A 24,912-nucleotide genomic window follows, 5' to 3' on the forward strand; every position below is an offset into this window, starting at 1 on the left:
ATTTTGATAGAATAGAAATATCAATGTGAAGGATAGAGAAATGACAAAAAAGATTGCGGCGATTTGGGCACAGGATCAAAATGGTCTGATTGGCAAAGACCAAAGCTTGCCATGGCATTTACCAGCAGAGTTGAAGCATTTCAAAGAAATCACGACTGGACATGTGATTTTAATGGGTCGGGTGACTTTTGATGGTATGCATCGGCGCGTGCTGCCAAATAGAAAAACTCTGATTTTGACACGCGATAGGGATTATCAGATTGAAGATGAGCGTGTTTTGGTATTTCATGATCTTTCAGCGGTGTTGAAATGGTACCAAGAGCAAGAGAAGAATCTCTATATTATCGGTGGCGGCCAGATCTTTTCTTTATTTGAGCATGAATTGGATGAGGTGATTAAGACAGAAATCCATGCTAGCTTGGAAGGCGATACTTATTTCCCAACAGACTTTGATTTGACACAGTTCGAGGAAGTGAGCAGTCGCTTTCGACCAAAAGATGAAAAAAATGAGTATGATTTCACCGTAAAAATCCTCAAAAGAAAGGGTTCATAGGAATGGAAAGAAGTGTTTTTGGTTTTTTTACGGCCTTTTTATGTGCAATTTGTCTGATCTGTTCGCTTCAGACTTTTCGTAAAAAACGTTATGGATTGGCTATTTTATTTTTGTTAAATGCTTTTACGAATCTTGTTAATTCCATCCATGCTTTTTATATGACCCTCTTTTAAAATGTAAATAAAAATTGAATTAGAAATTTAGAATGGGAGTAAAAAATGCCTACAAATCGTAATAATGAGATGATGGTATATTGTTCTTTCTGTGGAAAGAATCAGGACGAAGTCCAAAAAATTATTGCGGGCAACAATGCCTTTATCTGTAATGAATGTGTCGAGTTGGCGCAGGAAATTATTCGAGAAGAATTAGCTGAGGAAGTTTTAGCTGATCTTTCTGAAGTACCAAAACCACAAGAATTGCTCAATATTTTGAACCACTATGTGATTGGTCAAGATCGGGCTAAGCGGGCTTTGGCAGTTGCTGTTTACAATCACTATAAGCGGATTAATTTTCATGACAGTCGCGAAGAGGATGATGTGGAACTACAAAAATCAAACATCCTCATGATTGGTCCAACTGGATCTGGGAAAACATTCCTGGCTCAGACCTTGGCGCGCAGTCTCAATGTTCCTTTTGCTATTGCGGATGCCACTGCTTTGACTGAGGCTGGCTATGTTGGTGAAGATGTCGAAAATATCTTGCTCAAGCTTTTACAAGCAGCAGATTTTAATATTGAACGGGCAGAACGTGGTATCATCTATGTGGATGAAATCGACAAGATTGCTAAGAAGAGCGAAAATGTTTCTATCACCCGTGATGTTTCAGGTGAGGGTGTTCAGCAAGCCTTGCTGAAGATTATCGAAGGAACGGTAGCCAGCGTGCCTCCTCAAGGTGGTCGTAAGCATCCACAGCAAGAAATGATTCAGGTTGATACCAAGAATATTCTCTTTATTGTTGGTGGTGCTTTTGACGGTATCGAAGAGATTGTCAAGCAACGTCTTGGTGAGAAGATTATCGGTTTCGGTCAAAATAATAAGGCAATTGACGAGGGTGCGTCATATATGCAGGCCATTGTCGCTGACGATATTCAAAAATTTGGGATTATTCCTGAGTTGATTGGTCGTTTGCCAGTTTTTGCAGCTCTAGAGCAGCTGACTGTTGATGACTTAGTTCGCATTTTAAGTGAACCGAGAAATGCACTAGTGAAGCAATACCAAACCTTGCTTTCTTATGATGATGTTGAGCTTGAATTTGACGAGGAAGCCCTGCAAGCCATTGCGAGAAAAGCCATCGAACGTAAGACAGGTGCGCGTGGACTTCGTTCAATTATTGAAGAAACCATGATGGATGTCATGTTTGAAGTGCCAAGTCAGGAAAATGTTAAGCTGGTTCGTATCACGAAGGAAGCAGTGGATGGCACAGACAAGCCAATCTTAGAAACTGCCTAGGGGAAGCTTATGGAAATCAATACACATAATGCTGAGATTTTACTGAGCGCAGCCAATAAATCGCATTACCCGCAGGATGATATCCCAGAAATCGCCTTGGCGGGTCGCTCCAATGTTGGTAAATCTAGTTTTATCAATACTCTGCTCAATCGTAAAAATCTAGCACGAACTTCAGGCAAGCCTGGTAAAACGCAACTGTTGAATTTTTTCAATATCGATGACAAGCTCCGTTTTGTGGACGTTCCTGGCTATGGTTATGCCAAGGTTTCGAAAACAGAGCGAGCTAAATGGGGCAAAATGATTGAGGAATACTTGACCAGTCGGGACAATCTGCGAGCGGTCGTGAGCCTAGTAGACTTACGCCATGATCCTAGTGCGGATGATGTGCAGATGTATGAATTCCTCAAATACTATGAAATTCCAGTTATTGTTGTGGCTACCAAGGCTGATAAAATTCCGCGAGGTAAGTGGAATAAGCATGAAAGTGCCATTAAGAAAAAGCTGGACTTTGATAAAACTGATGATTTTATTATCTTTTCTTCAGTTGATAAAACTGGTCTTGATCAAGCCTGGGATGCGATTTTAGGCAAGATCTAGATGTTAGATTTTATCGGAATGATAGTTGAACTTTCAGAGTTTAAGATCATAGCCTGATTCCGTATGGGTTGGAGTCAGGTTATTTTTATCTTCAGTTCAGTCTGTATATCTTAGTGATAAGACTCATTATGCAAGCCAAACGAGGAAGTTTTGAATGGAACAATCGTGGCTTGTAAAACTTATATTCGTAGAAGATCTAAAAAATGTCATATACTTGTAATTTATTGCTAATGTTATTTTGTTTTTAGTATGTTACAATAGTAGAATAAATATTGTATTTAGGAGAAAGACTGTGAAGAAGAGAATTTCAAAAGAAAGAAAAAAACTTTTGACAGGTTTGACAGGTTTGGCAGTGATGGCCTCAACCGTTGTCTTTGGTCTGGCTTTGTCAAAGCAAATCAAGCCAGCAAGTGCAAATGATGCTGTTCAGCAGCCATTGAACCAAACAGAATATTTCATTTCACAAATCAGTGAGCCGGCTCGCCAGTTGGCTCAGGATAATGATCTATATGCTTCTGTGATGATTGCACAAGCTATTTTAGAGAGTGGTTCTGGCCAGTCTGGTCTATCAGGCTATCCTCACTATAATTTGTTTGGGATTAAAGGAGCTTATGCTGGTCAGTCAGCGACGATGGAGACCTTGGAAGAAGATGGTCAGGGCAATACTTACGCAATCAATGATCAATTCCGCTCTTACTCAAGTTACGCTGAGTCACTTCAGGATTATGTCTACGTCTTGAGACAAAGTCATTTTGCGGGAGCTTGGAAGAGCAATGCCCCGACTTATCAAGATGCGACAGCTGCCTTGACAGGTGTATATGCAACGGATAGTCATTACTATGCAAAATTGAACTATCTGATTGAAGCATACAATCTGACTCAGTTTGATTCGCCTAGCTATCAGACAGGAGCGTCTAATATGGTTTACAATCCTTACCGTGGACAATACACGACTCAAGATGTTCTGGAAACAGATCAAGCATGGGCATCACATAACTAGATAAGAAAAAAGAGATTGTAATAATCTCTTTTTTGTGTTTTACTAATAAAGTAGACGATCATTTCAAATAAGCAGACTTATTTATCTTTAGCAAAACTGACTAATTTGCTATTTTAGAAAAGGCTTAAGGAGCAAGATGGGAGCGTTTAAAGACTTACTTGAAAAGCAAGACATAATAATTCTAGATGGTGCTTTGGGGACAGAGCTGGAGAGGCAGGGCTATGATGTTTCTGGTCGGCTTTGGTCAGCCAAGTACTTGCTTGAGAATCCTCAGATTATCCAAGGCCTGCATGAGGACTATGTTCGGGCGGGCAGTGACATTATCACCACTTCCAGTTATCAGGCCAACATTCCAGCTTTTGTCGAAGAAGGATTGAGTTTAGATAAGGCTTATGAACTCTTCAAAGAGACGGTCTTTTTGGCACAGGCAGCTATCAAAAATGTTTGGCAGGGGTTATCGCTAGATGAGCAGAAGAAGCGCTCTTATCCTTTGATAGCTGGGTCGGTCGGACCATATGCTGCTTATCTGGCTGATGGTTCGGAGTACACAGGAGCCTATCACTTGAGTGAGGAGGAATTTAAAGACTTTCATCGTCCGCGTATTCAGGCCTTGCTGGATGCGGGCTGTGACTTATTGGCACTTGAAACAATTCCTAACGGAGCAGAAACCAAGGCGCTTGTTCATTTACTATCAGAAGCATTTCCGCAGGTGGAAGCCTATTTATCTTTTACCGCTCAAACGGTATCAGCGATTTCGGATGGAACACTGATAGAAGAAGTTGGACGCTTGGCTCAGTCGAGTCCACAAGTATTAGCTGTCGGTTTTAACTGCACAGCTCCACATTTGATTGCTCCTTTATTAGAAAAGTTGAAACAGGTGTGCGATAAGCCCTTGCTGTCCTATCCAAATTCTGGAGAGATCTATAATGTGGCGACGAATACTTGGCAGGACAATCCTGAGCAGCAGCTCTGTTTAACTGATTACAGCCATCTTTGGAAGAAGCAGGGCGTTCAGCTTTTTGGCGGTTGCTGTCGAACTCGGCCAGAAGATATAAGGCGGCTAGCAGGCGAACTAAGAACTTGAAATATAGTATTCCAATTTCAAGTTCAAATTTAGAAAAAAAAACTTACAGAAAACGCTTTCGAAAAATAAAAGTTTGTGATATACTGTACATAGTTTAACTTAGAGGAGAATTATTATGGTCGAATCGACATTTATTCCAAAAATAGAAGCAGCTTGCCGTAAGAAAGAAGGCTTGTTCGACACAAACAAAGGGAAGTATGCTGTCCGCTCTATCTTTGCGGGGGCCTTTCTGACCTTCAGTACAGGAGCAGGAGCTATTGCGGCAGACTTGACAAATAAGATTGTTCCAGGCACAGGACGCTTTCTCTTTCCTTTTATCTTCGCTTGGGGATTGGCCTATATCGTCTTTCTGAATGCTGAGCTGGTGACTTCTAACATGATGTTTCTGACAGCTGGCACTTTCTTGAAGAAGATTGATTGGAAAAAAGCACTGATTATTTTGTTCTATTGTACTTTCTTTAACTTGATTGGGGCTTTGATAGCTGGTTGGCTTTTTGCTAATTCAGCGGCTTATGCGGGACTTAGTAAGGAAAGTTTCATTGCTGGTGTTGTACAGATGAAACTTGCCCGCTCCAATGAGCTTATTTTACTTGAGGGAATACTAGCCAATGTCTTCGTTAATATTGCGATTCTTTCCTTCGTCTTGGTGAAAGATAGCACAGCTAAGCTTTTCTTAGTTATTTCAGCCATTTATATGTTTGTATTCTTAACCAACGAACACTTGGCGGCTAACTTTGCTTCTTTTGCTATCGTTAAGTTTAGTTCAGCTGCGTCACAGGTGGCAAATTTTGGTATTGGAAATATCCTGCGTCACTGGGCTGTGACCTTCGTAGGAAACTTGATTGGTGGTGGTCTTCTAATCGGTCTGCCATATGCTTGGTTCAATAAAAAAGAAGAACATTATGTAGATTAAAATGTAGTCTTAGGGCTACATTTTTTTGAAGAAACGACGCTCTGATTCTTGTCTAGATTTTCCTAAATTGACAAACATATAAAATTTTGTTAAACTTTATTAATATTTTTATATTTAAGGAGATCTTGATGAATAAACTTACTATTCAAGCACCAGATGGCAGCAATGTTAAGACTTTGTCACCTATGTACTCTATTACAACCTTGCTATTTAACTTTTTCGTTCCTCTTTTTCGTAAAGACTGGAAATACTTTGGGATCATGCTTGGATCACTGTTTGTATTTGCTGTGATTGCAACACTTCTTATCCCAGATGATTTCTTGAGACCTGTAGGAACTGCCTACAACTTGTTTTGGGCCTTTTTCTATAATCGTCTTTGGATAAAAGACCGAGTTTTCACTGATGGTTGGGTGCCTGCTGACGATGCTAGTAAAGCCTTGCTTGACAAGACTTTTCCTAAAAATGCATAAAAAAAGTAAAAAGATTGCACAAAAAGCTTGCAATCTTTTTTTTCTTTTGCTATAATTATCAATGGTTTGAAAAAACTGCCTAAGACAGTAGGGGAGCTCGACTCATAAAAATCCTACCGAGGACAAAACGTATCATGTAAAAGAAGCGTATTGTACTTTCGTGTCTAGGTTTGGGCGCGTTTTTCTTTTAGAAAAATTCCCCAAGCAAAATAATTACGGAGGTGAAACACTAAATGAGTGAAGCAATTATTGCTAAAAAAGCAGAATTAGTTGACGTAGTAGCTGAGAAAATGAAAGCTGCTGCATCAATCGTTGTTGTGGACGCTCGTGGTTTGACAGTTGAGCAAGATACTGTTCTTCGTCGTGAGCTTCGTGGAAGCGAAGTTGAGTACAAAGTGATTAAAAACTCAATCTTACGTCGTGCAGCTGAAAAAGCTGGTCTTGAAGATCTTGCATCAGTATTTGTTGGACCATCTGCAGTAGCATTTTCTAATGAAGATGTTATCGCACCAGCGAAAATCTTGAACGATTTTGCTAAGAATGCAGAAGCACTTGAAATCAAAGGTGGTGCTATCGAAGGCGCTGTCGCATCAAAAGAAGAGATTCTTGCACTTGCAACTCTTCCAAACCGCGAAGGACTTCTTTCTATGCTCCTTTCTGTACTTCAAGCGCCAGTTCGCAACGTTGCACTTGCTGTCAAAGCAGTTGCAGACAACAAAGAAGACGCAGCTTAATCTTAAGCTACGCAGCGTAGCCTAGCTACAAAACATTATTATAAAAATAAAAACTTATTTGGAGGAAATAACAATGGCATTGAACATTGAAAACATTATTGCTGAAATTAAAGAAGCTTCAATCCTTGAATTGAACGACCTTGTAAAAGCTATCGAAGAAGAATTTGGTGTAACTGCAGCTGCTCCTGTAGCTGTTGCTGCAGCTGGTGCTGCTGACGCTGGTGCTGCTAAAGATTCATTTGACGTTGAATTGACAGCTGCTGGTGACAAAAAAGTTGGCGTTATCAAAGTTGTACGTGAAATCACTGGTCTTGGCCTTAAAGAAGCTAAAGAACTTGTTGATGGTGCACCAGGTGTCATCAAAGAGGGCGTTCCAACTGCAGAAGCTGAAGAAATCAAAGCTAAATTGGAAGAAGCTGGAGCTTCAGTTACTCTTAAATAATCGTTTATCGATTGCTTAGGACTGAAAGCCTAGTATTAAAGCCTTTTCGTTGAGTTAAGGCAATTAAAAAATAGGAAGTTTGTTTGAAACTTCCCCAAAAACACCCCCACAAAGTATTGTGGGGGTGTTTTGTATTTTTAGGAATAAAGTTTTTACATCAAGATTGAAGAGACTTCATTGAATTAGGGGACTTGGAAGGAATGTTCTATTTTACTAAAGCTGATAAACTTTAATGTTGTAAATTGACAGCGTTTACATTTTCGTGTAATATCAATACTATAGGACAAACATATATTAATTTAAGGAGGAAACTAGGATGCAATTATTGATTGAACTGCAAAAAATAGATCAGTTTATCTTGCCGGTGAACTATAATTACCTCCTTCAATCGATGATTTATAATTTATTAAAAAATAAGGAAGACTTGTCTGCGCAACTTCATGAGAGGGGGTATCTGTTAGAGGATAAATATTTTAAACTTTTTACATTTTCATTGTTGCAAGGTCAATATAAAATGCAAGGAAAACGAATAGAGTTTCTTGATAAGGTGCGTTTTGAAATTAGAACGATTGATCAATCCATTTTATTCACTATTGCAGAGGCCTTGTCAAATCTAGATGAATTGCGAATTGGTCGAAACCTTGTAAAAATTTTAAATGTGAAAATTGGGGAGAAGAAATTAACGGGTACTTCTTATAAGATTCGGATGATTTCTCCCTTGGTGGTTCGTTCTACAGATGCTGACACTAAAAAAACATTGTATTACAATCCGTTTGATATGGAGTTTCATAGCAGAATCATGGAGAATTTTGCGAGGAAATATCAAGCTTATTATCATAAAGTACCGACAGGTAAATTCGATATAGAGCCGATAAATTTTTCTTTAAAAAATAAATTTGTTACCAAATACAAAGACTTTCTCATAACAGGTTGGAAAGGAGAATTTGAGATAAGAGGAGATGCGGAGGTGTTAGATTTCCTCTATCAAGTTGGGCTTGGTGAGAAGAATTCGATGGGATTCGGAATGTTTGTAATTGAAGAATAGGAGGATAAAATGGATATGGAATTTAGGAATTGTAAGTTAGAGCTTGACTTAAAATGTCATGCGCCGATTATCCCTTTTTGACCAGAAGAACTAATCTTGCTTGCTCGTTCAGTGAAAGCAAGGTTTATTGGGTATTGGATGAAGAGAATTTCAAGCCTGAAAAACGTTTGAAAACTTACACAATGGACTTTATCGCCCAGAATCCTCGCCTTGTTTCTAAGACTATTGAGCCGTAGAAAAATATGATAGACGGATCATTTAGATAGAAGATAATTGTTACTTGTATTTTGCTGAAGAGGGGGAAACTAGAGTAGCCACAATCCCTACAATGCTTACTCTATCTTCAATGAGATTCTGAATCAAAGTGGTTTTTCTTTTGTTAAGCGAACCAAACGGCCACCCCGAGATCCACTAAATGCCTTGATTAGCTTTTGCAATACGATTTTATACAGTCGTGTTCTGCGCTTGATCTAGCAGGCTAGACTAGATCCTAAAATCGGAGTGCTGCATGCTTCAAATAATCGTCCTTATAGTTTGCATCTGGATTTTGCAGATTATATGAAGCCGGTTATCGTGGATCGAGTGATTTTGAGTTTGATCAATAAACATCAAATCAATGCCACAGATCATTTTGAAGAAAGGGAAGATGGCTCGGTTTATCTGAATCGTGAAGGGAAGTATATCGTCTTGAGAAGTTTTGAGGAAAAGCTACAGACGAGGCTAGTCATGGGAGGCTCGACCTATACCTATGCCCAGCTCATCCAGCACGACATCCGGCAGTTTAAGAGAATCTTGCAGCAGGATGGGAACTTAAAACGCTTTAAACCCTACAAATACTATTAAAAAGTCGGTCGATCTTTTCGATTTTTTGCCTCCTTTTTAAAAGCTGTCAACCAAGCGGTTTATAAGCGTTAGGACAAAAAAGATCGACCGACTTTTTTCATTGAAATCTTGAAAAAAGCCCTATTTTTTGATACAATCAATCTAGAAACAGCGAGAATGCTGTTGTTATACCTTACCTATAAGGAATTGAGACTAGTAAAACACCACCTTTTTAATAATACTTGTCTAATAAGACAGTTATACCTTACCTATAAGGAATTGAGACAAATTACTATAGCCATTATAATCACCTTCTTTCTATGTTTTGGCTATGTTATACCTTACCTATAAGGAATTGAGACGAAAAGTACTGGCATATTAGCCACCTTCTTTCTTAATTTGTTATACCTTACCTATAAGGAATTGAGACAGATTCCAAGGCGCAATATGGTAGATAGGTAAACCTTCTACCGTTATACCTTACCTATAAGGAATTGAGACGTAAAATTGGTATAAAAGTCGCAGTAAAAGACCCTCATACCGTTATACCTTACCTATAAGGAATTGAGACTTAAATTCGTGCGTTCTCTCCTCATGATAGGTATGCAAGTTACTGTTATACCTTACCTATAAGGAATTGAGACAATATTGAATATATCGGTTTATTAGTTTGTACAATTAATACTCTAAGTTATGCCTTACCTATAAGGAATTGAGACATTTTTTCAATTTTATACCGATAATCATCTTCTAGGTAAGCTACAAGGTTATACCTTACCTATAAGGAATTGAGACGAAATTCCAGTTGGTTTTTCACCATTTAAAATTTCGAAAGTTATACCTTACCTATAAGGAATTGAGACTCATATATTGACCTCATTTCTAAAAGAACTATTTATAAAAAATATGTTATACCTTACCTATAAGGAATTGGGACTTGAGTACGTTCATCAAAAATCCGCCAGAATTTTTCAAAATTTCGTTATACCTTACCTATAAGGAATTGTTTGTGTGTCTTTGTCTGTCTCTAAGGCACCAAAAAAGCGAGCATATTCTTTTCGGCTGGGAAGCCTGAGAATTTGTTCGCCTTTTGTTTTGTAGGAATATTTGAAATTTCCGTCATAATTTGCTATACTAGTAGCAGTTAGAGATTGTGGCGGAGCTGTTGGCCGCTGCATGGATAATCAAGAAAAGTACTCTTCAGTGCTTTTTTATTGTTATAAAAATGGAGGGATTATGCTTTACATTTGGTCTTATTTGAAACGCTACCCCAAGTGGTTGGTACTGGATTTTGTGTCGGCCATCTTTTTTGTAGTGGTCAATCTAGGGCTGCCAACGGTTTTGGCGCGCATGATTGACGAGGGGATTAATCAAGGCAATCAGGAACGCCTGTATTTCTGGGGCTTTATCATGCTGCTGGTTATTATCCTTGGAATCTTGGGGCGGATTGTCCTTTCCTATGCCGCTGGAAAATTAACGACCAGCATGGTGAGGGATATGAGGAATGATCTCTATGACAAGCTACAGGAGTATTCCCATCATGAGTACGAGCAGATTGGCGTTTCTTCGCTGGTGACGCGGATTACCAGTGATGCCTTTGTCCTTATGCAGTTTGCTGAGCAAACGCTCAAGATGGGAGCTATCACGCCTATCATGATGCTGTCGTCTATCCTCATGATTTTCCTGACCAGTCCGTCCATGGCTTGGATTGTGGCGATTTCAGTGCCTTTTTTGGCAATCGTAGTCTGGTATGTGGCGGTCAAGACGCGTCCTCTGTCTGAAAAGCAGCAGAAGACGCTGGACAAGATCAACCAGTATGCTCGGGAAAATCTGACCGGTCTGCGGGTCATTCGAGCCTTTGCCCGTGAGGAATTTCTGGAAGAGCGCTTCGCTAATGAAAATGAAATCTATGCGGAGAATTCCAACCGTCTCTTTAAGTTGACGGGTTTGACGGAGCCTCTCTTTGTGCAGATTATCATTGCTATGATTGTGGCCATTGTCTGGTTTGCTCTTAAGCCACTGGGCAGCGGCGAGCTGAAAATCGGGGATTTGGTTGCCTTTATCGAGTACAGTTTCCATGCCCTTCTATCCTTCCTGCTCCTGTCCAGTCTCTTTACCATGTATCCACGGACGGCGGTTTCTAGCGAGCGACTGAAGGAAGTCATGGATATGCCTATTTCCATCGATCCAAATGAGAATGGGATCACGGAAACTGCGACTCGTGGCTATCTGGAATTTGACAATGTAACCTTTGCCTATCCAGGTGAGACAGAAAATCCTGTCCTGCATAATATTTCTTTTAAGGCCAAACCGGGGGAAACGATCGCCTTTATCGGCTCAACAGGCTCTGGTAAATCTTCCTTGGTTCAGCTGATTCCGCGTTTCTATGATGTGACCTTGGGCAAGATTTTGGTGGATGGTGTGGATGTCCGCGCCTACAATCTCAAGGCTCTCCGTCAGAAGATTGGCTTTATCCCGCAGAAAGCTTTGCTATTTACCGGAACGATCGCCGAAAATATCCGCTATGGTAAGGAAGATGCTAGCTCTGAGGAGCTTAATCAAGCAGCAGACGTAGCTCAGGCTCGGGACTTTATTGAGAGTAGAGAAGAGCGCTTCGAGACGCATTTGGCTGAAGGTGGCAGCAATCTATCTGGTGGTCAAAAGCAGCGTCTGTCCATCGCGCGTGCGGTTGTTAAGGAGCCAGATATTTATATCTTTGATGATTCCTTCTCGGCTCTGGACTACAAGACGGATGCGACTTTGCGCCGCCGACTTAAGGAAGTGACGCAGGATGCAACGGTTCTTATCGTGGCTCAGCGGGTTGGAACCATTATGGATGCAGATCAAATCATTGTCTTAGACAAGGGTGAGATCGTGGGTCGAGGCCGGCATGAGGAGCTGATGGAAAATAATGCCATCTATCGCGAAATTGCCAATTCCCAGCTCAATAGCCAATCACTAACAGAAGAATAGGAGGAAGAGATGAAAGAAAATAGTTTTGTCCGCTTATGGGGCTATCTAAAAGTCTATAAAGCCGCCGTGCTTCTTGCAGTCTTCCTCAAGATTGTCAGTGTGGTCATGAGTGTCCTAGAGCCTTTTGTCCTAGGACTTGCCATCACAGAGCTGACACAAAATCTGCTGGATATGGCCAAGGGAGTACCCGGTGCAGCCATCAATAGCAGCTATGTGGCTTGGATTATGCTGCTTTACTTTATTCGTGCCCTCTTTTATGAGATTGGTGCTTATTTCTCTAACTATTTTATGACCAATGCTGTGCAGAGCACCGTTCGCGATATGCGCAATGAGCTCAGTCGTAAAATCAATCGAATTCCTGTTTCCTACTTTGACAAGCACCAGTTCGGTGATCTGATTGGGCGCTTCACCAGTGATGTGGAGACCGTCTCAAATGCACTTCAACAAAGTTTTTTGCAGGTGGTCAATGCCGTCATGACCCTTATTTTGGTCATTGGGATGGTTCTTTATCTGAATATCCAGCTGGCCTTGATCGTTATCGTCAGCATTCCTCTGACTTATCTTGGAGCTAGATTCATCCTCAAAAAATCCCAGCCCTACTTTAAGCAACAGGCAGATGTTTTGGGTGCTATGAATGGCTTCGTCCAAGAAAATCTGTCTGGCTTCAATGTTCTCAAGCTTTATGGTCGGGAAGAGACCTCGGCTGAGGATTTTCGAGCTATTACTCAAAATTTGCAGGAAGTCGGCTTTAAAGCCAGCTTTATCTCAGGACTCATGATGCCTGTTCTTAATGGGATTTCAGATTTGACCTATCTCATCGTGGCTCTGGTAGGCGGTTTGCAGGTTATTGCTGGTCAGCTGACCATCGGGAATATGCAGGCATTTGTCCAGTACGTCTGGCAGGTCAATCAGCCTATTCAAAACCTTACCCAGCTGGCAGGTCAGCTCCAGAGCGCTAAGTCTTCGCTGGATCGGATTTTCCAGATTTTGGATGAACCAGATGAAGTCATGGATAATACTGTCCGGCTAGATAAGGACTTGACTGGTCAGGTCAGCTTCAAAGATGTAGACTTCCAATATGTGGCAGATAAGCCGCTGATTCGCAACTTTAATCTGGAAGTTCAGCCAGGTGAAATGGTGGCTATTGTCGGGCCGACTGGAGCTGGTAAGACGACCTTGATCAATCTTCTCATGCGTTTCTACGATGTGACCAAGGGCTCTATCAGCGTGGATGGCCACGATATCCGCCAGCTATCCCGCCAAGACTATCGTAAGCAATTTGGTATGGTTCTGCAGGATGCTTGGCTTTATGAAGGGACTATCAAGGAAAATCTCCGCTTTGGTAACCTTGATGCTACCGATGAGGAGATTGTGGAAGCAGCCAAATCAGCCAATGTGGATCACTTTATTCGTACCTTGCCGGGTGGCTACAATATGGAAATGAATCAGGAGTCTAGCAATATTTCGCTGGGTCAAAAACAACTTCTGACGATCGCACGGGCGCTCTTGGCCGATCCTAAGATTCTAATTTTGGACGAGGCGACATCCTCAGTGGACACTCGTTTGGAGCTGTTGATTCAGAAGGCCATGAAAACTCTGATGCAGGGGCGGACGAGCTTTGTCATTGCTCACCGTTTGTCCACTATCCAAGAAGCAGACAAGATTTTGGTGCTCAAGGATGGACAAATCATTGAGCAGGGCAATCACGAGTCGCTGCTGGCTGACAAGGGCTTCTATCATGACTTATATATGAGTCAATTTTCAGATAAGAAAGAAGACTAGATATACAAAAAGAGGAAACTCAGCTGAGTTTCCTTTTTGATTTATAATTTGATGGAGTTTTAAACCAAAAGCTTGTCGGGTGAAAAGGTGCTTAAAGATCGTCTACTTGAATGACATGGGTTTCGAATTCGAGATTTGGCATGGCTGCTGCTAAATCCTGGTGGATGCGTTCAAGCGCTTCTAGACGCATTTGGATAGATGTATGGGCATTTCCTTGGATAATGAAAATGGCATTTTTAGTGCTATTATCAAATTTATAAAGGTCGCTGTCACGGACATCAAGCCAGGCAAGGATGCCTTTTTCATCTCGATAGACATAGTCGGTCGGAGCCACGTGTTTTTCCTTGGATAAGATAGGAAGGAAAATATCATCCTTCTGACTGACAGTAAACTCGATCTCATCACCGATTTTATCAAGGTCATGACCGCCGATAGCTAGGAGAGAATGCAAGGATTCTACATTATAAATATCAATAACGCTGTTAATCCTTGGAATGGAGCCACGGTGTTGGATATTGCGGATCAAAGCTGGTACTGTTGGCGGGTTCTTTTTAACACTGCGCCCAACTTTCTGCAACAAATCACAGTAGCCTTGGATAGTCGGATGGTCAGTGATTTCCGCTAGATTGCAGTTCAAGGCCCAGTTTTCTGCTTCCTTCTGTTTCTGGAGAAAGTCTTCTGATAAAGGTGCTTGGGGATCGACGTTTCTAGCAATGCCAAGGACGACACTTGTGATGCCAAGTTCTGCTAAACTTTTATCAATGGTAAATTTCATCTTAGACGGACCTCCATTTTTTTTCTTACCATCATTATACCTTCTTCAAGGGCTTTTCACAATGAAAAATATGCGTGGAATAAGGAGAAAAGGAAGGGAAGCAGTAGAATTCCGATGATAAACGCATGCCATTTCCAGTAGATACGGATCAAACCGGCAGTTTCTCGGATCCATGCAGAAGGAAGAAAATAGAAAGCCGTGCGAGAACCAATACTGCGGCCTTTGAGACCAACTTGTCTCATATAGATCCCTGCACGTAGCGCGTGGAAAGAATTTGTGACTAGGAGAACTCGATCTTGCTCCAATCCATGTGCGAGCATGAGCTCTTTACTGAATATGAGATTTTCAAGCGTAGTACGAGATTTATTTTCGAGGAAAATACTGTCAGCTGGGACTCCTTTTTCCATCAAATAACCTGCCATAGCCTCTGCTTCGGAAATCCACTCGTCGTCTCCCTGACCGCCAGAGACAATGATGACTGGCTTCTGATTAAATTTTTCATAGATGGCTCGTCCTTTATCCAAGCGCTGAGCCAGTAGAGGAGGTACCTTGTCTCCAAACAATCCTGCACCGAGGATAATAATAGTCTGAGGCTCTTTCTTAACTGGAAAAATATTTAAAAAGAATGCGTAGATGATATAGGAAAGATAGAGAAAGGTTCCGTAAAATAGTAGTAAATCAGCGAGGGAAATCAAAATTGCAAGGAAAGACCGAGGAGCGAGAAAATGCAGTAAACCAATTCCCACAATTGCTAGGCCGTAGAGAAGGGATAGGAGATTGGCTAGTCTGAGTCCCTCTAGCTGTAGCATTTGGCGACCATTAAAAATCAAATAGGCAGTAGAAGCGAAAATACTAATAGGAATTGCTAAAAGCAGGATATAAAAGCTAATCATAGCTGGTGTATAACCAATAAATCGCTCAAGACTAACAATCGTAAGCCCAGCTAAAACAATGCCCATCATTACAAGAGTGAAGGTCAGGAGATAAGCATTGAATAAACTTCCAGGTTCCCGATAGAATAAAAAAGTAAAGATAGCAGCAGGAATGAGCCAGATTAGATGAAGTAACATATTAAAACCTCGCAATTGAACTTATAACTAGTATAGCATAAGTCCATCTCATAAAAAAGGAATTACTTATAGGATATAAATCGAAAATAAATAAGAATAATTCGTGATAAATCGAATTACATTCCGCTATTTTCTTAAGGTTGAGAAAAGGCGATTTTTATTTCAAAATCCTTGCAATGAGTGGTGTTTATGGGTATAATGGAAAAATCTTAAAAAGACTGGAGATGACGATGATAAAAAAAGGATCCTTGACCGGTTTGCTTTTGTTTGGAATGTTTTTCGGAGCCGGTAACCTGATTTTCCCACCTCAATTGGGTTTGGAATCTGGTCAAAATTTCTGGCCAGCTATTGGAGGCTTTGTCCTATCGGGCGTCGGTATTGCTATTCTAACCTTGATTATAGGTACTTTGAATCCCAAGGGTTATATTGATGAAATTTCGAAAAAGATTGCCCCTTGGTTTGCGGTAGTTTACTTGGTAGCTCTTTATCTTGCAATTGGTCCCTTTTTTGCCATTCCTCGGACGGCGACCACTGCATTTTCTGTCGGGATTGAGCCCATGTTGCCTGCAGGATCTCATGCCATTTGGCTTTTTGGGTTTACGCTGGTTTATTTTGCCTTTGCCTATCTGATTGCACTTAATCCATCGAAAATCCTTGATAGTATTGGTCGTTATTTAACGCCAATCTTTGCCCTATTGATTGTAGTTTTAGTTGTATTGGGCGCTGCCAAATATGGTTCCACTGCTCCTCAAGGAGCAACAGCGGAATATGCTGCTTCAGCTTTCGGAGCAGGATTTCTTCAAGGTTACAATACTCTGGATGCCTTAGCTTCAGTTGCTTTTAGTGTGGTTGCCGTGACAACCCTCAATCAGCTCGGTTTCAAGAATAAAAAGGAATATATTTCTACTATTTGGGTCGTGGGTATTCTTGTGGCACTTGGCTTTAGCGTTCTTTATATTGGCCTTGCCTTTCTTGGAAATCACTTTCCACTAAATCTAGCGAATTTGCCGAAAGGAGCAAATGTGGGAGCCTCTGTTTTGTCTTCCGCAACTCAGGCCATCTTTGGGCCGATGGCTCAAGTTTTCCTAGCAATTATGGTAACAGTGACTTGTTTTACGACAACAGCTGGACTTATCGTCTCAACTGGCGAATTTTTCCATAATACCTTCCCGAAAGTATCTTATAAGGTGTATGCGACCATTTTTACGCTAGTTGGTTTCGCTATTGCAAATCTTGGTTTGAATGCTATTATTCAGTATTCGGTTCCAGCTCTGGAAATTCTTTACCCTATCACCATTACGATTGTGATGATTGTCATGGTTAATCGCTTTTTACCACTTTCTAAACCAGGGATGCAGTTGACCATCGCAGTGGTAACGCTGATTGCTTTTGCTAGCATTTTGGGACGACAATTCAAGCTAACTGCCATTCTTAATCTGGTCAATGCTCTGCCATTTGCTCAAGCTTCTCTACCTTGGTTGCTGCCGGCTCTGGTTGGAATCTTGCTCTCGCTCCTTTTGCCAAACAAGCAAATAAGTGACGCTTTTGAATTTGAAGCATAAGAAGAAAATTCACCACAGTGTGGTGGATTTTTTGACTCATTGCCAATTGTATTAGGTGATTTAAGTTTAAGACTGGGAATGTTTGGTGAAGAAACTCAAGTTGTTTCTTATGAACAATAAGACAATATAAGCATTTTATAAGATAGATTTAAGAGAAATTTTAACTCTTTCTTATCCCTATTTAATCTTAGGAGATTATACTAGATTCATAAAAAAACAAACCTAAAGGAGAATCTTATGAAATTCAACCTAAATCAAAAGTATGCTCGCTGGTCAATCCGTCGTTTAAGCGTGGGTGTGGCTTCCGTCGTAGTTGCCAGTGGTTTCTTTTTGCTAGTTGGTCAACCAAACACTGTACATGCAGATGTTCTCACTACGACTCCGACTGAAGTTCTTCAAACAGATTCATCATCACTAGAAAAGAATGAGTTGCCAGAGACAGTTTTAAAAGAAGGAGTGGATTCAAATCTTCCTGAAAATCAGTCAGCTTCAAAGGAAGTAGCTGATGAAACTATTTCTTTAGACAAGTCTAGCCTAACTCCAAAGGAAGAAGTAACAAAAACCAAAGAAGAACAGAATATTACAGAAGTTACCGATCAGAAAGAAGAAACTAAGCCAGTGGCAACTCTTGATGTAGTTTCAAACCAAGCTCGTGAAGCAGCTATTTCTCAATCAGTAACGACTCAAGATGAAGTTAAAAAAGGAGTTGAAGAAAATACTAAGGACTCAGTAGACGTCCCAGCTAGCTACTTAGAAAAAGCGAACGTTCCCGGTCCATTCTTGGCCGGTGTTAATCAAGTTATTCCGTATGAAGCTTTCGGTGGAGATGGTATGTTGACGCGTCTCTTGCTCAAATCTTCTGATAAGGCACCTTGGTCAGATAATGGAACAGCTAACAATCCAGCCCTCTTGCCACTTGAAGGCTTGGCCAAAGGTCAATACTTCTACGAAGTGGATTTGAACGGCAATACTACAGGTAAAGACGGGCAAGCCCTTCTTGACCAACTTCGCACTAATGGAACATATGCTTACCAAGCGACTGTTAAAGTCTATGGTGCTAAAGATGGAAAAGCAGATTTGACCAATCTTGTAGCAACAAAAAATGTAACTGTTAGTTTAAATGGCCTTATTTCAAAAGAAGCAGTCAAAGATTCAGTCACTAAAAATATTAAAGACCATATCGACGTTCCAGCCAGCTACCTAGAAAAAGCAAATGTTCCTGGTCCATTCTTGGCGGGTGTTAACCAAGTCATCCCGTATGAAGCTTTCGGTGGCGACGGCATGTTGACGCGCCTCTTGCTCAAATCTTCTGACAAGGCTCCTTGGTCAGACAATGGAACAGCTAAAAATCCAGCTCTCTTGCCACTTGAAGGCTTGGCCAAAGGTCAATACTTCTACGAAGTGGATTTGAACGGCAATACTACAGGTAAAGACGGGCAAGCCCTTCTTGACCAACTTCGTGCTAACGGAACTCACAGTTACCAAGCTACTGTCAAAGTCTATGGTGCTAAAGATGGAAAAGCAGATTTAACCAATCTTGTAGCAACAAAAAATGTAACTGTTAGTTTAAATGGCCTTATTTCAAAAGAAGCAGTCAAAGATTCAGTCACTAAAAATATTAAAGACCATATCGACGTTCCAGCCAGCTACCTAGAAAAAGCAAATGTTCCTGGTCCATTCTTGGCGGGTGTTAACCAAGTCATCCCGTATGAAGCTTTCGGTGGCGACGGCATGTTGACGCGCCTCTTGCTCAAATCTTCTGACAAGGCTCCTTGGTCAGACAATGGAACAGCTAAAAATCCAGCTCTCTTGCCACTTGAAGGCTTGGCCAAAGGTCAATACTTCTACGAAGTGGATTTGAACGGCAATACTACAGGTAAAGACGGGCAAGCCCTTCTTGACCAACTTCGTGCTAACGGAACTCACAGTTACCAAGCTACTGTCAAAGTCTATGGTGCTAAAGATGGAAAAGCAGATTTGACCAATCTCGTAGCTACAAAAAATGTAACTGTTAACTTGAACGGCCTTGTTTCAAAAGAAGCAGTCAAAGATTCAGTCACTAAAAATATCAAAGACCATATTGACGTCCCAGCCAGCTATTTAGAAAAAGCGAACGTTCCCGGTCCATTCTTGGCTGGTGTTAATCAAGTTATTCCGTATGAAGCTTTCGGTGGAGACGGCATGTTGACGCGTCTCTTACTCAAATCTTCTGACAAGGCTCCTTGGTCAGATAATGGTTCAGCTAACAATCCAGCCCTCTTGCCGCTTGAAGGCTTGGCGAAAGGTCAATACTTCTACGAAGTGGATTTGAATGGCAATACTACAGGTAAAGATGGACAAGCTCTTCTTGACCAACTTCGCACTAATGGAACTCACACTTACCAAGCGACTGTCAAGGTCTATGGTGCTAAAGATGGAAAACCAGATTTGACAAATCTTATCGCGACTCGTCAAGTAACGATTCAGCTTCGTGGAAAAGAAATGGCTACAATACCATCTCAAGAAGGTCAAATGAATATGAAACCTTCTACAACACCATCTCAAGAAGGTCAAATGAATATGAAACCTTCTACAACACCATCTCAAGAAGGCCAGATGAATAAGAAGCCTTCTGCAACAGATTCTATGAGTACAGCTGAGGGTACGAAGGAAGTAGATCATCGCATGACTGATGTGAAGGGGCAACACCCAACTTCTAAGCCGATGGCAGATACGATGAAAAAAAATGATAAGGCTACGTTACCCACAACTGGTGAAGCTCAAACAGCTACAGCTACCATTGGTTTCTTAGGACTAGCTTTGGCAGGAATTCTTAGCCTTCTAGGTTTGAAAGAAAAACAAAAAGATTAAGGTTCAAATCATTTAAAAATTACTCAAAATAGTGTTATACTAAAGCCAGTATAACACTGTTTTTATCAGGAGATTGGCAAATGGGAAAGACAATTTTACTCGTTGATGATGAGATGGATATTCTAGATATTCAAAAGCGCTATCTTATGCAGGATGGCTACCATGTTTTAGTGGCTCGAGATGGCGTGGAGGGGTTGGATCTTTTCAGAAAGAAATCTGTTGACCTGATCATCACGGACATCATGATGCCGAATATGGACGGTTATGAGTTTATCAGTGAGGTTCAGTATATAGCACCTGATCAGCCTTTTCTTTTTACAACGGCTAAGACTAGCGATCAAGACAAAATTTACGGTTTGAGCTTAGGAGCAGATGATTTTATAGCCAAACCTTTTAGTCCGCGTGAGCTAGTTCTAAGAGTCAATAATATTTTGCGCCGACTTCATCGTGGAGGCGAGATCGAACAAATTGAGCTCGGTGATTTGGTGATGAATCATGCGGTTCATGAGGCTCGCATCGGAGAGCATTTTTTGGAACTAACAGTGAAATCCTTTGAATTGCTCTGGATTTTAGCTAGTAATCCTGAGAGAGTTTTTTCAAAGACGGAGCTTTACGAAAAGGTGTGGCAGGAAGACTTCGTAGATGATACCAATACCCTTAATGTTCATATCCATGCTCTGAGACAGGAATTGACCAGGTATGCCAGCTCAGACACTCCTGCCGTCAAAACTGTCTGGGGTCTGGGGTATAAAATGGAAGGAGCACGAGGTATAAAATGAAATTAAAAAGTTACATTCTGGTGGGGTATCTGATTTCTAGCCTACTAACGATTTTACTCGTTTTCTGGGCAGTCCAGCGAATGTTGATTGTAAAAAGCGAGATTTATTTCCTAGTTGGAATGACCTTGATTGCTAGTTTTATAGGAGCGGCAGTCAGTCTCTTTCTTTTATCGCCAGTATTTTCTTCCCTTCGGCATCTGAAAAAACAGGCTCAGAATATAGCTGACAAGGATTTTAGTACAGAGATTGACGCCAAGGGCCCTATCGAATTTCAAGAGTTAGGTCAGGCTTTTAACGATATGTCGCATAATTTGCAAGAAACGTTTGAATCGCTTGATGAAAGTGAACGAGAAAAAGGAATGATGATTGCCCAGCTTTCTCACGATATTAAAACTCCCATTACCTCTATTCAGTCGACTGTGGAGGGGATTTTAGATGGAGTGATCGAAGAAGAGGAGCAGATTCATTACTTGACCACGATTAGCCGTCAGACAGAGCGTTTGAATAAATTGGTGGAAGAATTGGATGTTTTGACTCTTAATGCCCAGCCTCGAATAGAATCAGATGGAGAAGCTGAAATAGTCTTTCTAGACCAGCTATTGATTGAGGTCATGAGTGAATTTCAACTATTGATTGAGCAGGAGGAGCGAGACATCTACATTCAAGTGTCTCCTGAGTCAGCGAAAATTAAGAGCCATTACGATAAACTTTCTCGTATCTTGGTCAACTTGCTAAATAATGCCTTTAAGTATTCAGACCCTGGAACTAAAATTGAGGTCGTGGCTCAATTAACTGAGCCAATCTTGACAATAAGTGTGAAGGATGAAGGACAGGGTATTGCTCCTGAGGATTTGGATAAGATTTTCAAACGCCTTTACCGTGTGGAAACATCTCGTAATATGAAGACAGGCGGGCATGGTCTAGGTCTTGCTATTGCGCGTGAGTTGGCTCATCAGCTGGGTGGAGAAATAACGGTCGAAAGCCAGTGTGGTCTAGGAAGCACTTTTACATTTGCTCTTAACTTAACATAAATCCACAGCAATTGGTGAACGTTTTCAATTCTTGATTTAGCAAAGATAAAATCAAATTCAAGTTTTTTCAAATCGATCTCCCTATTTTTAGGGGGATTTTTATTTTATACTAGAGTCAGAAAAATGATCGAGAGGTTTTTGAAATGGCAACAAGTTTTTTGTTCTTTATTTCTGTTTTTCTGGCGGGGATTCTTTCCTTTTTCTCCCCTTGTATCTTACCGCTTATGCCGGTTTATGTAGGAATTTTGCTGGATTCGGATCAGCCGAAAACAGTTCGGTTTATGGGAAAAGATATTTCCTTGTATGGTCTAGCTAAGACGCTCTGCTTTATAGCAGGTCTATCTACTGTATTTTTGGTTTTGGGCTACGGAGCTGGCGCTCTAGGGCAAGTCCTCTATGCCCCTTGGTTTCGCTATGTTCTGGGCGGGATTGTCATTCTACTGGGAATCCACCAGATGGGAATCATCAATATCCAGCAGCTGCAAAAGCAAAAGAGCATCCAACTTAAAAAGAATAGTAAAAGAAGTGATTTTCTTAACGCTTTTCTCTTGGGTATCACCTTTAGCTTTGGTTGGACGCCCTGTGTGGGACCTGTTCTGAGCTCTGTTTTAGCAATTGCTGCTTCTGGCGGTAACGGCGCTCTTCAGGGAGGCTTGCTTATGTTGGTTTATACACTTGGCTTAGCCCTTCCTTTTCTAGCCATGGCTTTGGCTTCTGGCTGGGTATTACAGCGCTTTGCCAAACTCAAACCTCATATGGGAACACTTAAAAAAATTGGTGGAGCACTCATCATTCTCATGGGAATTCTGCTTATGCTCGGAAATCTAAACGCTTTAGCGTCACTATTTGGATAAATATTATATAATTAAAGGAGAAATATCATGAAAAAAATCGCTACCCTTACAATGGCTACTCTTAGTATCTTTGCCTTGGCTGCTTGCTCCAGTCAAAAGTCAAATTCAGACATGAAAAAGATGGATGACAGCAGCATGATGAAGAAAGAGGATATGAAAAAAGACGACATGAAGAAGGAGGATATGAAAGACTCTAGCATGTCTGATGATAAGATGAAAAAGGATGACATGAAGGACTCGTCTATGATATCCGAAAGTAAGTCTGACATGAAAGATGATATGAAATCAAGCGATTCAAGCATGAAGGATGACATGAAAGATTCATCCGAAATGTCATCTGAAAAATAAAATTATCAATAAGGGTGGAAGTCGTCAGTTTTGTCGGCTTTCTCCTTATTTTGAAAGGAAAGAAAATGATAAAGAAACTATCGATTTTGACTGCTAGTCTGCTTTGTGTCGGTTTATTGGGAGCTTGCTCAAATCAGCAAATGAATTCGGAAGCTTCTAAAAATGATAAAAGTTCCATGACTAGTAAGGCAAATTCTAATCAAGCTACAAAAATGGCTAAGAACTTTAGTCTACAAGGAGTAGACGGCAAGACCTACAAGTTGTCTGATTTCAAAGGCAAGAAAGTCTATCTAAAATTTTGGGCTTCTTGGTGCTCTATCTGTCTATCCACTCTTGGAGATACCAATGATTTGGCTAAGGAGCAGGAAGGGAAGGACTATGTCGTCTTATCAGTGGTATCTCCGACCTTTAATGGAGAAAAGTCAGCAGATGATTTTAAGAAATGGTACAAGTCTTTGGACTACAAAGACTTCCCAGTTCTCATGGATACCAAGGGAGAATTGCTGAAAGAATACGGTATTCGCTCGTATCCATCTGCTCTCTTTATCAATAGTGATGGCTCACTTGCTAAAACTCATGTGGGCTATATGAGCAAGGAAGATATTGAAAAAACACTGAAAGAAATCAAGTAGAAAGGAGCAATAAACATGGAAGGCAAATGGAAGGTATTTCTGATTTTGATTGGCTTGCTTGCCTGTTTTGGTCTATTTTTCTTAATCAAGGGCTCCATGTCTATTAACTCATCTCAGGCCAATATTGAGCAAATCAAGAAAGCCTCTATGAGCAAGACAGAAGTGACCAAACAAAAGAAAGAAGATGTCAAGGAAGAGGACAAGCGGGAGATTTATCTGGCTGGCGGCTGTTTCTGGGGAGTAGAAGAGTACTTTTCTCGTGTGCCAGGTGTAATTGATGCTGAGTCTGGCTATGCAAATGGTAGGAGCGACACGACCAAGTATGAATTGGTCTCTCAAACTGGTCACGCTGAGACGGTAAAAATCACCTATAACGTTAAAAAGATATCTCTCAAAGAAATATTACTTCACTATTTCCGCATTATTGATCCAACTTCTAAAAACAAGCAGGGAAATGATCAGGGTACCCAGTATCGGACAGGTGTTTATTATAAGGACGAAGCAGATTTGAATACCATCAATCAAGTTTTTGATGAAGTTGCTAAGAAATATGATAAGCCTTTAGCTGTCGAAAAAGAACCTCTAAAAAACTTTATCAAAGCAGAAGATTACCATCAGGATTACCTAAAAAAGAATCCTAATGGATATTGCCATATCGATGTTAATCAAGCTGCTTATCCTGTTATCGAAGCTAGTCGCTATCCTAAGCCTAGCGATGAAGAGATTAAGGCTAAGCTCTCGCCAGAAGAATACGCAGTTACACAAAAGAATGACACAGAGAGGGCTTTTTCTAACCGCTATTGGGATAAGTTTGATGCTGGTATCTACGTGGATGTGGTGACAGGCGAGCCTCTCTTTTCATCAAAGGATAAGTTTGACTCAGGCTGCGGTTGGCCGAGTTTCACACGTCCTATCAGTCCGGATGTTGCGACTTACAAAGAAGACAAGAGCTTCAATATGACACGAACGGAAGTTCGTAGTCGGGTTGGAAATTCCCATCTGGGCCATGTTTTCACAGACGGTCCTAAGGACAAGGGTGGCTTACGCTATTGTATCAATAGTCTGTCAATCAAGTTCATTCCCAAAGCTGAGATGGAGGAGAAGGGCTACGGTTATCTTTTGGATTATGTTTAAGAGCATTTTGATTG

The 24,912-nt window shown here is 40.9% G+C and carries 23 protein-coding genes, 1 pseudogene, 1 CRISPR repeat array and 1 other annotated feature; of the genes and pseudogenes, 22 read left to right on the plus strand and 2 right to left on the minus strand.

Going from position 1 to position 24,912, the window contains the following annotated elements:
• Positions 1-40 precede the first annotated feature (40 nt).
• From HBA50_RS04000 to HBA50_RS04070, 14 genes and pseudogenes are all read left to right on the plus strand, one after another.
• Complete coding sequence (locus tag HBA50_RS04000; RefSeq protein WP_045496819.1) at positions 41-553, plus strand: dihydrofolate reductase; 513 nt, start codon at positions 41-43, stop codon at positions 551-553.
• Positions 554-771: 218 nt separating this feature from the next.
• Positions 772-2,001 carry an ATP-dependent Clp protease ATP-binding subunit ClpX gene (gene clpX / locus HBA50_RS04005; RefSeq protein WP_005589758.1) on the plus strand — a complete coding sequence of 410 codons (1,230 nt, stop codon included), beginning with the start codon at positions 772-774 and terminating at the stop codon, positions 1,999-2,001.
• A gap of 9 nt (positions 2,002-2,010) precedes the next feature.
• Positions 2,011-2,598, plus strand: a complete 588-nt coding sequence (gene yihA / locus HBA50_RS04010) for a ribosome biogenesis GTP-binding protein YihA/YsxC (RefSeq protein ID WP_005589759.1) — start codon at positions 2,011-2,013, stop codon at positions 2,596-2,598.
• Positions 2,599-2,890: 292 nt separating this feature from the next.
• Positions 2,891-3,598, plus strand: a complete 708-nt coding sequence (locus HBA50_RS04015; protein WP_045496823.1) for a glucosaminidase domain-containing protein — start codon at positions 2,891-2,893, stop codon at positions 3,596-3,598.
• A 136-nt stretch (positions 3,599-3,734) separates the two neighbouring features.
• Positions 3,735-4,682 carry a homocysteine S-methyltransferase gene (mmuM, locus tag HBA50_RS04020; protein WP_045496825.1) on the plus strand — a complete coding sequence of 316 codons (948 nt, stop codon included), beginning with the start codon at positions 3,735-3,737 and terminating at the stop codon, positions 4,680-4,682.
• A gap of 115 nt (positions 4,683-4,797) precedes the next feature.
• The gene (locus HBA50_RS04025) at positions 4,798-5,595 is read left to right on the plus strand and encodes a formate/nitrite transporter family protein (RefSeq protein ID WP_045496828.1); all 798 of its coding nucleotides are present in this window, start codon (positions 4,798-4,800) and stop codon (positions 5,593-5,595) included.
• A gap of 128 nt (positions 5,596-5,723) precedes the next feature.
• Positions 5,724-6,065, plus strand: coding sequence for a hypothetical protein (locus tag HBA50_RS04030; RefSeq protein WP_015604705.1), 342 nt, complete (start codon positions 5,724-5,726; stop codon positions 6,063-6,065).
• A 60-nt stretch (positions 6,066-6,125) separates the two neighbouring features.
• Positions 6,126-6,260, plus strand: a sequence feature (ribosomal protein L10 leader region).
• A gap of 38 nt (positions 6,261-6,298) precedes the next feature.
• Positions 6,299-6,799 (plus strand): 50S ribosomal protein L10, encoded by a 501-nt coding sequence (gene rplJ / locus HBA50_RS04035; protein ID WP_001287273.1) that lies wholly within the window; start codon positions 6,299-6,301, stop codon positions 6,797-6,799.
• 73 nt (positions 6,800-6,872) lie between these two features.
• Positions 6,873-7,241, plus strand: a complete 369-nt coding sequence (gene rplL / locus HBA50_RS04040; protein WP_001196964.1) for a 50S ribosomal protein L7/L12 — start codon at positions 6,873-6,875, stop codon at positions 7,239-7,241.
• A 316-nt stretch (positions 7,242-7,557) separates the two neighbouring features.
• On the plus strand, positions 7,558-8,286 hold the full coding sequence (cas6, locus tag HBA50_RS04045) for a CRISPR-associated endoribonuclease Cas6 (RefSeq protein WP_166492632.1): 729 nt from the start codon (positions 7,558-7,560) through the stop codon (positions 8,284-8,286).
• A gap of 77 nt (positions 8,287-8,363) precedes the next feature.
• Positions 8,364-8,522, plus strand: a complete 159-nt coding sequence (locus HBA50_RS04050) for a hypothetical protein (protein ID WP_160290160.1) — start codon at positions 8,364-8,366, stop codon at positions 8,520-8,522.
• Between the two features lie 118 nt (positions 8,523-8,640).
• Positions 8,641-9,129, plus strand: a pseudogene (gene cas1, locus HBA50_RS04060) (CRISPR-associated endonuclease Cas1).
• 164 nt (positions 9,130-9,293) lie between these two features.
• Positions 9,294-10,118: direct repeats of the CRISPR family, unit length 29 nt; unit sequence GTTATACCTTACCTATAAGGAATTGAGAC.
• Positions 10,119-10,344: 226 nt separating this feature from the next.
• On the plus strand, positions 10,345-12,081 hold the full coding sequence (locus HBA50_RS04065; protein WP_045496841.1) for an ABC transporter ATP-binding protein: 1,737 nt from the start codon (positions 10,345-10,347) through the stop codon (positions 12,079-12,081).
• A gap of 9 nt (positions 12,082-12,090) precedes the next feature.
• On the plus strand, positions 12,091-13,863 hold the full coding sequence (locus HBA50_RS04070; protein WP_045496844.1) for an ABC transporter ATP-binding protein: 1,773 nt from the start codon (positions 12,091-12,093) through the stop codon (positions 13,861-13,863).
• A 91-nt stretch (positions 13,864-13,954) separates the two neighbouring features.
• Here the strand turns inward: HBA50_RS04070 and HBA50_RS04075 are convergent, their stop codons facing one another.
• Positions 13,955-14,638 carry a B3/B4 domain-containing protein gene (locus tag HBA50_RS04075; protein ID WP_045496846.1) on the minus strand — a complete coding sequence of 228 codons (684 nt, stop codon included), beginning with the start codon at positions 14,636-14,638 and terminating at the stop codon, positions 13,955-13,957.
• 56 nt (positions 14,639-14,694) lie between these two features.
• Positions 14,695-15,708, minus strand: a complete 1,014-nt coding sequence (locus tag HBA50_RS04080) for a YdcF family protein (protein WP_045496848.1) — start codon at positions 15,706-15,708, stop codon at positions 14,695-14,697.
• A gap of 230 nt (positions 15,709-15,938) precedes the next feature.
• Here HBA50_RS04080 and brnQ point away from each other — a divergent pair, with 230 nt between their 5' ends.
• The 8 genes from brnQ to msrB all read left to right on the plus strand — a co-directional run bounded on the left by brnQ (position 15,939) and on the right by msrB (position 24,898).
• Positions 15,939-17,270, plus strand: coding sequence for a branched-chain amino acid transport system II carrier protein (gene brnQ / locus HBA50_RS04085; protein ID WP_045497698.1), 1,332 nt, complete (start codon positions 15,939-15,941; stop codon positions 17,268-17,270).
• A gap of 237 nt (positions 17,271-17,507) precedes the next feature.
• Entirely contained in the window at positions 17,508-20,120 is a 2,613-nt protein-coding gene (locus HBA50_RS04090) for a PavB family fibronectin-binding SSURE repeat adhesin (RefSeq protein WP_166492633.1), read from the plus strand.
• An 80-nt stretch (positions 20,121-20,200) separates the two neighbouring features.
• Positions 20,201-20,899, plus strand: coding sequence for a response regulator transcription factor (locus HBA50_RS04095; protein ID WP_045496853.1), 699 nt, complete (start codon positions 20,201-20,203; stop codon positions 20,897-20,899).
• Positions 20,896-21,930, plus strand: a complete 1,035-nt coding sequence (locus tag HBA50_RS04100; RefSeq protein WP_045496856.1) for a HAMP domain-containing sensor histidine kinase — start codon at positions 20,896-20,898, stop codon at positions 21,928-21,930. The genes HBA50_RS04095 and HBA50_RS04100 overlap by 4 nt, the downstream gene beginning before the upstream one ends.
• A gap of 143 nt (positions 21,931-22,073) precedes the next feature.
• Entirely contained in the window at positions 22,074-22,784 is a 711-nt protein-coding gene (gene ccdA2, locus HBA50_RS04105) for a thiol-disulfide oxidoreductase-associated membrane protein CcdA2 (protein WP_005589794.1), read from the plus strand.
• A gap of 27 nt (positions 22,785-22,811) precedes the next feature.
• Positions 22,812-23,132 (plus strand): hypothetical protein, encoded by a 321-nt coding sequence (locus tag HBA50_RS04110; protein WP_005589795.1) that lies wholly within the window; start codon positions 22,812-22,814, stop codon positions 23,130-23,132.
• A 68-nt stretch (positions 23,133-23,200) separates the two neighbouring features.
• Positions 23,201-23,764: a TlpA family protein disulfide reductase gene (locus HBA50_RS04115; protein ID WP_037586209.1), complete on the plus strand. Its 564-nt coding sequence runs from the start codon at positions 23,201-23,203 to the stop codon at positions 23,762-23,764.
• Positions 23,765-23,779: 15 nt separating this feature from the next.
• Positions 23,780-24,898: a peptide-methionine (R)-S-oxide reductase MsrB gene (msrB, locus tag HBA50_RS04120; RefSeq protein WP_045496859.1), complete on the plus strand. Its 1,119-nt coding sequence runs from the start codon at positions 23,780-23,782 to the stop codon at positions 24,896-24,898.
• The last annotated feature ends 14 nt before the right edge of the window (positions 24,899-24,912 follow it).

It is taken from the genome of Streptococcus cristatus ATCC 51100 (assembly GCF_011612585.1).
In the GTDB taxonomy this organism is placed as follows: Bacteria; Bacillota; Bacilli; order Lactobacillales; family Streptococcaceae; genus Streptococcus; species Streptococcus cristatus_H.

Bases quoted from the DNA above. Each gene is read 5' to 3' on its own strand.
- rplL (WP_001196964.1), top strand. From the start codon at position 6,873: ATGGCATTGAACATTGAAAACATTATTGCTGAAATTAAAGAAGCTTCA.
- brnQ (WP_045497698.1), top strand. From the start codon at position 15,939: ATGATAAAAAAAGGATCCTTGACCGGTTTGCTTTTGTTTGGAATGTTT.
- HBA50_RS04080 (WP_045496848.1), bottom strand. From the start codon at position 15,708: ATGTTACTTCATCTAATCTGGCTCATTCCTGCTGCTATCTTTACTTTT.
- ccdA2 (WP_005589794.1), top strand. From the start codon at position 22,074: ATGGCAACAAGTTTTTTGTTCTTTATTTCTGTTTTTCTGGCGGGGATT.
- mmuM (WP_045496825.1), top strand. From the start codon at position 3,735: ATGGGAGCGTTTAAAGACTTACTTGAAAAGCAAGACATAATAATTCTA.
- HBA50_RS04075 (WP_045496846.1), bottom strand. From the start codon at position 14,638: ATGAAATTTACCATTGATAAAAGTTTAGCAGAACTTGGCATCACAAGT.
- HBA50_RS04110 (WP_005589795.1), top strand. From the start codon at position 22,812: ATGAAAAAAATCGCTACCCTTACAATGGCTACTCTTAGTATCTTTGCC.
- HBA50_RS04100 (WP_045496856.1), top strand. From the start codon at position 20,896: ATGAAATTAAAAAGTTACATTCTGGTGGGGTATCTGATTTCTAGCCTA.
- HBA50_RS04070 (WP_045496844.1), top strand. From the start codon at position 12,091: ATGAAAGAAAATAGTTTTGTCCGCTTATGGGGCTATCTAAAAGTCTAT.
- clpX (WP_005589758.1), top strand. From the start codon at position 772: ATGCCTACAAATCGTAATAATGAGATGATGGTATATTGTTCTTTCTGT.
- yihA (WP_005589759.1), top strand. From the start codon at position 2,011: ATGGAAATCAATACACATAATGCTGAGATTTTACTGAGCGCAGCCAAT.
- HBA50_RS04065 (WP_045496841.1), top strand. From the start codon at position 10,345: ATGCTTTACATTTGGTCTTATTTGAAACGCTACCCCAAGTGGTTGGTA.
- HBA50_RS04095 (WP_045496853.1), top strand. From the start codon at position 20,201: ATGGGAAAGACAATTTTACTCGTTGATGATGAGATGGATATTCTAGAT.
- msrB (WP_045496859.1), top strand. From the start codon at position 23,780: ATGGAAGGCAAATGGAAGGTATTTCTGATTTTGATTGGCTTGCTTGCC.
- rplJ (WP_001287273.1), top strand. From the start codon at position 6,299: ATGAGTGAAGCAATTATTGCTAAAAAAGCAGAATTAGTTGACGTAGTA.
- HBA50_RS04090 (WP_166492633.1), top strand. From the start codon at position 17,508: ATGAAATTCAACCTAAATCAAAAGTATGCTCGCTGGTCAATCCGTCGT.
- HBA50_RS04030 (WP_015604705.1), top strand. From the start codon at position 5,724: ATGAATAAACTTACTATTCAAGCACCAGATGGCAGCAATGTTAAGACT.
- cas6 (WP_166492632.1), top strand. From the start codon at position 7,558: ATGCAATTATTGATTGAACTGCAAAAAATAGATCAGTTTATCTTGCCG.
- HBA50_RS04025 (WP_045496828.1), top strand. From the start codon at position 4,798: ATGGTCGAATCGACATTTATTCCAAAAATAGAAGCAGCTTGCCGTAAG.
- HBA50_RS04000 (WP_045496819.1), top strand. From the start codon at position 41: ATGACAAAAAAGATTGCGGCGATTTGGGCACAGGATCAAAATGGTCTG.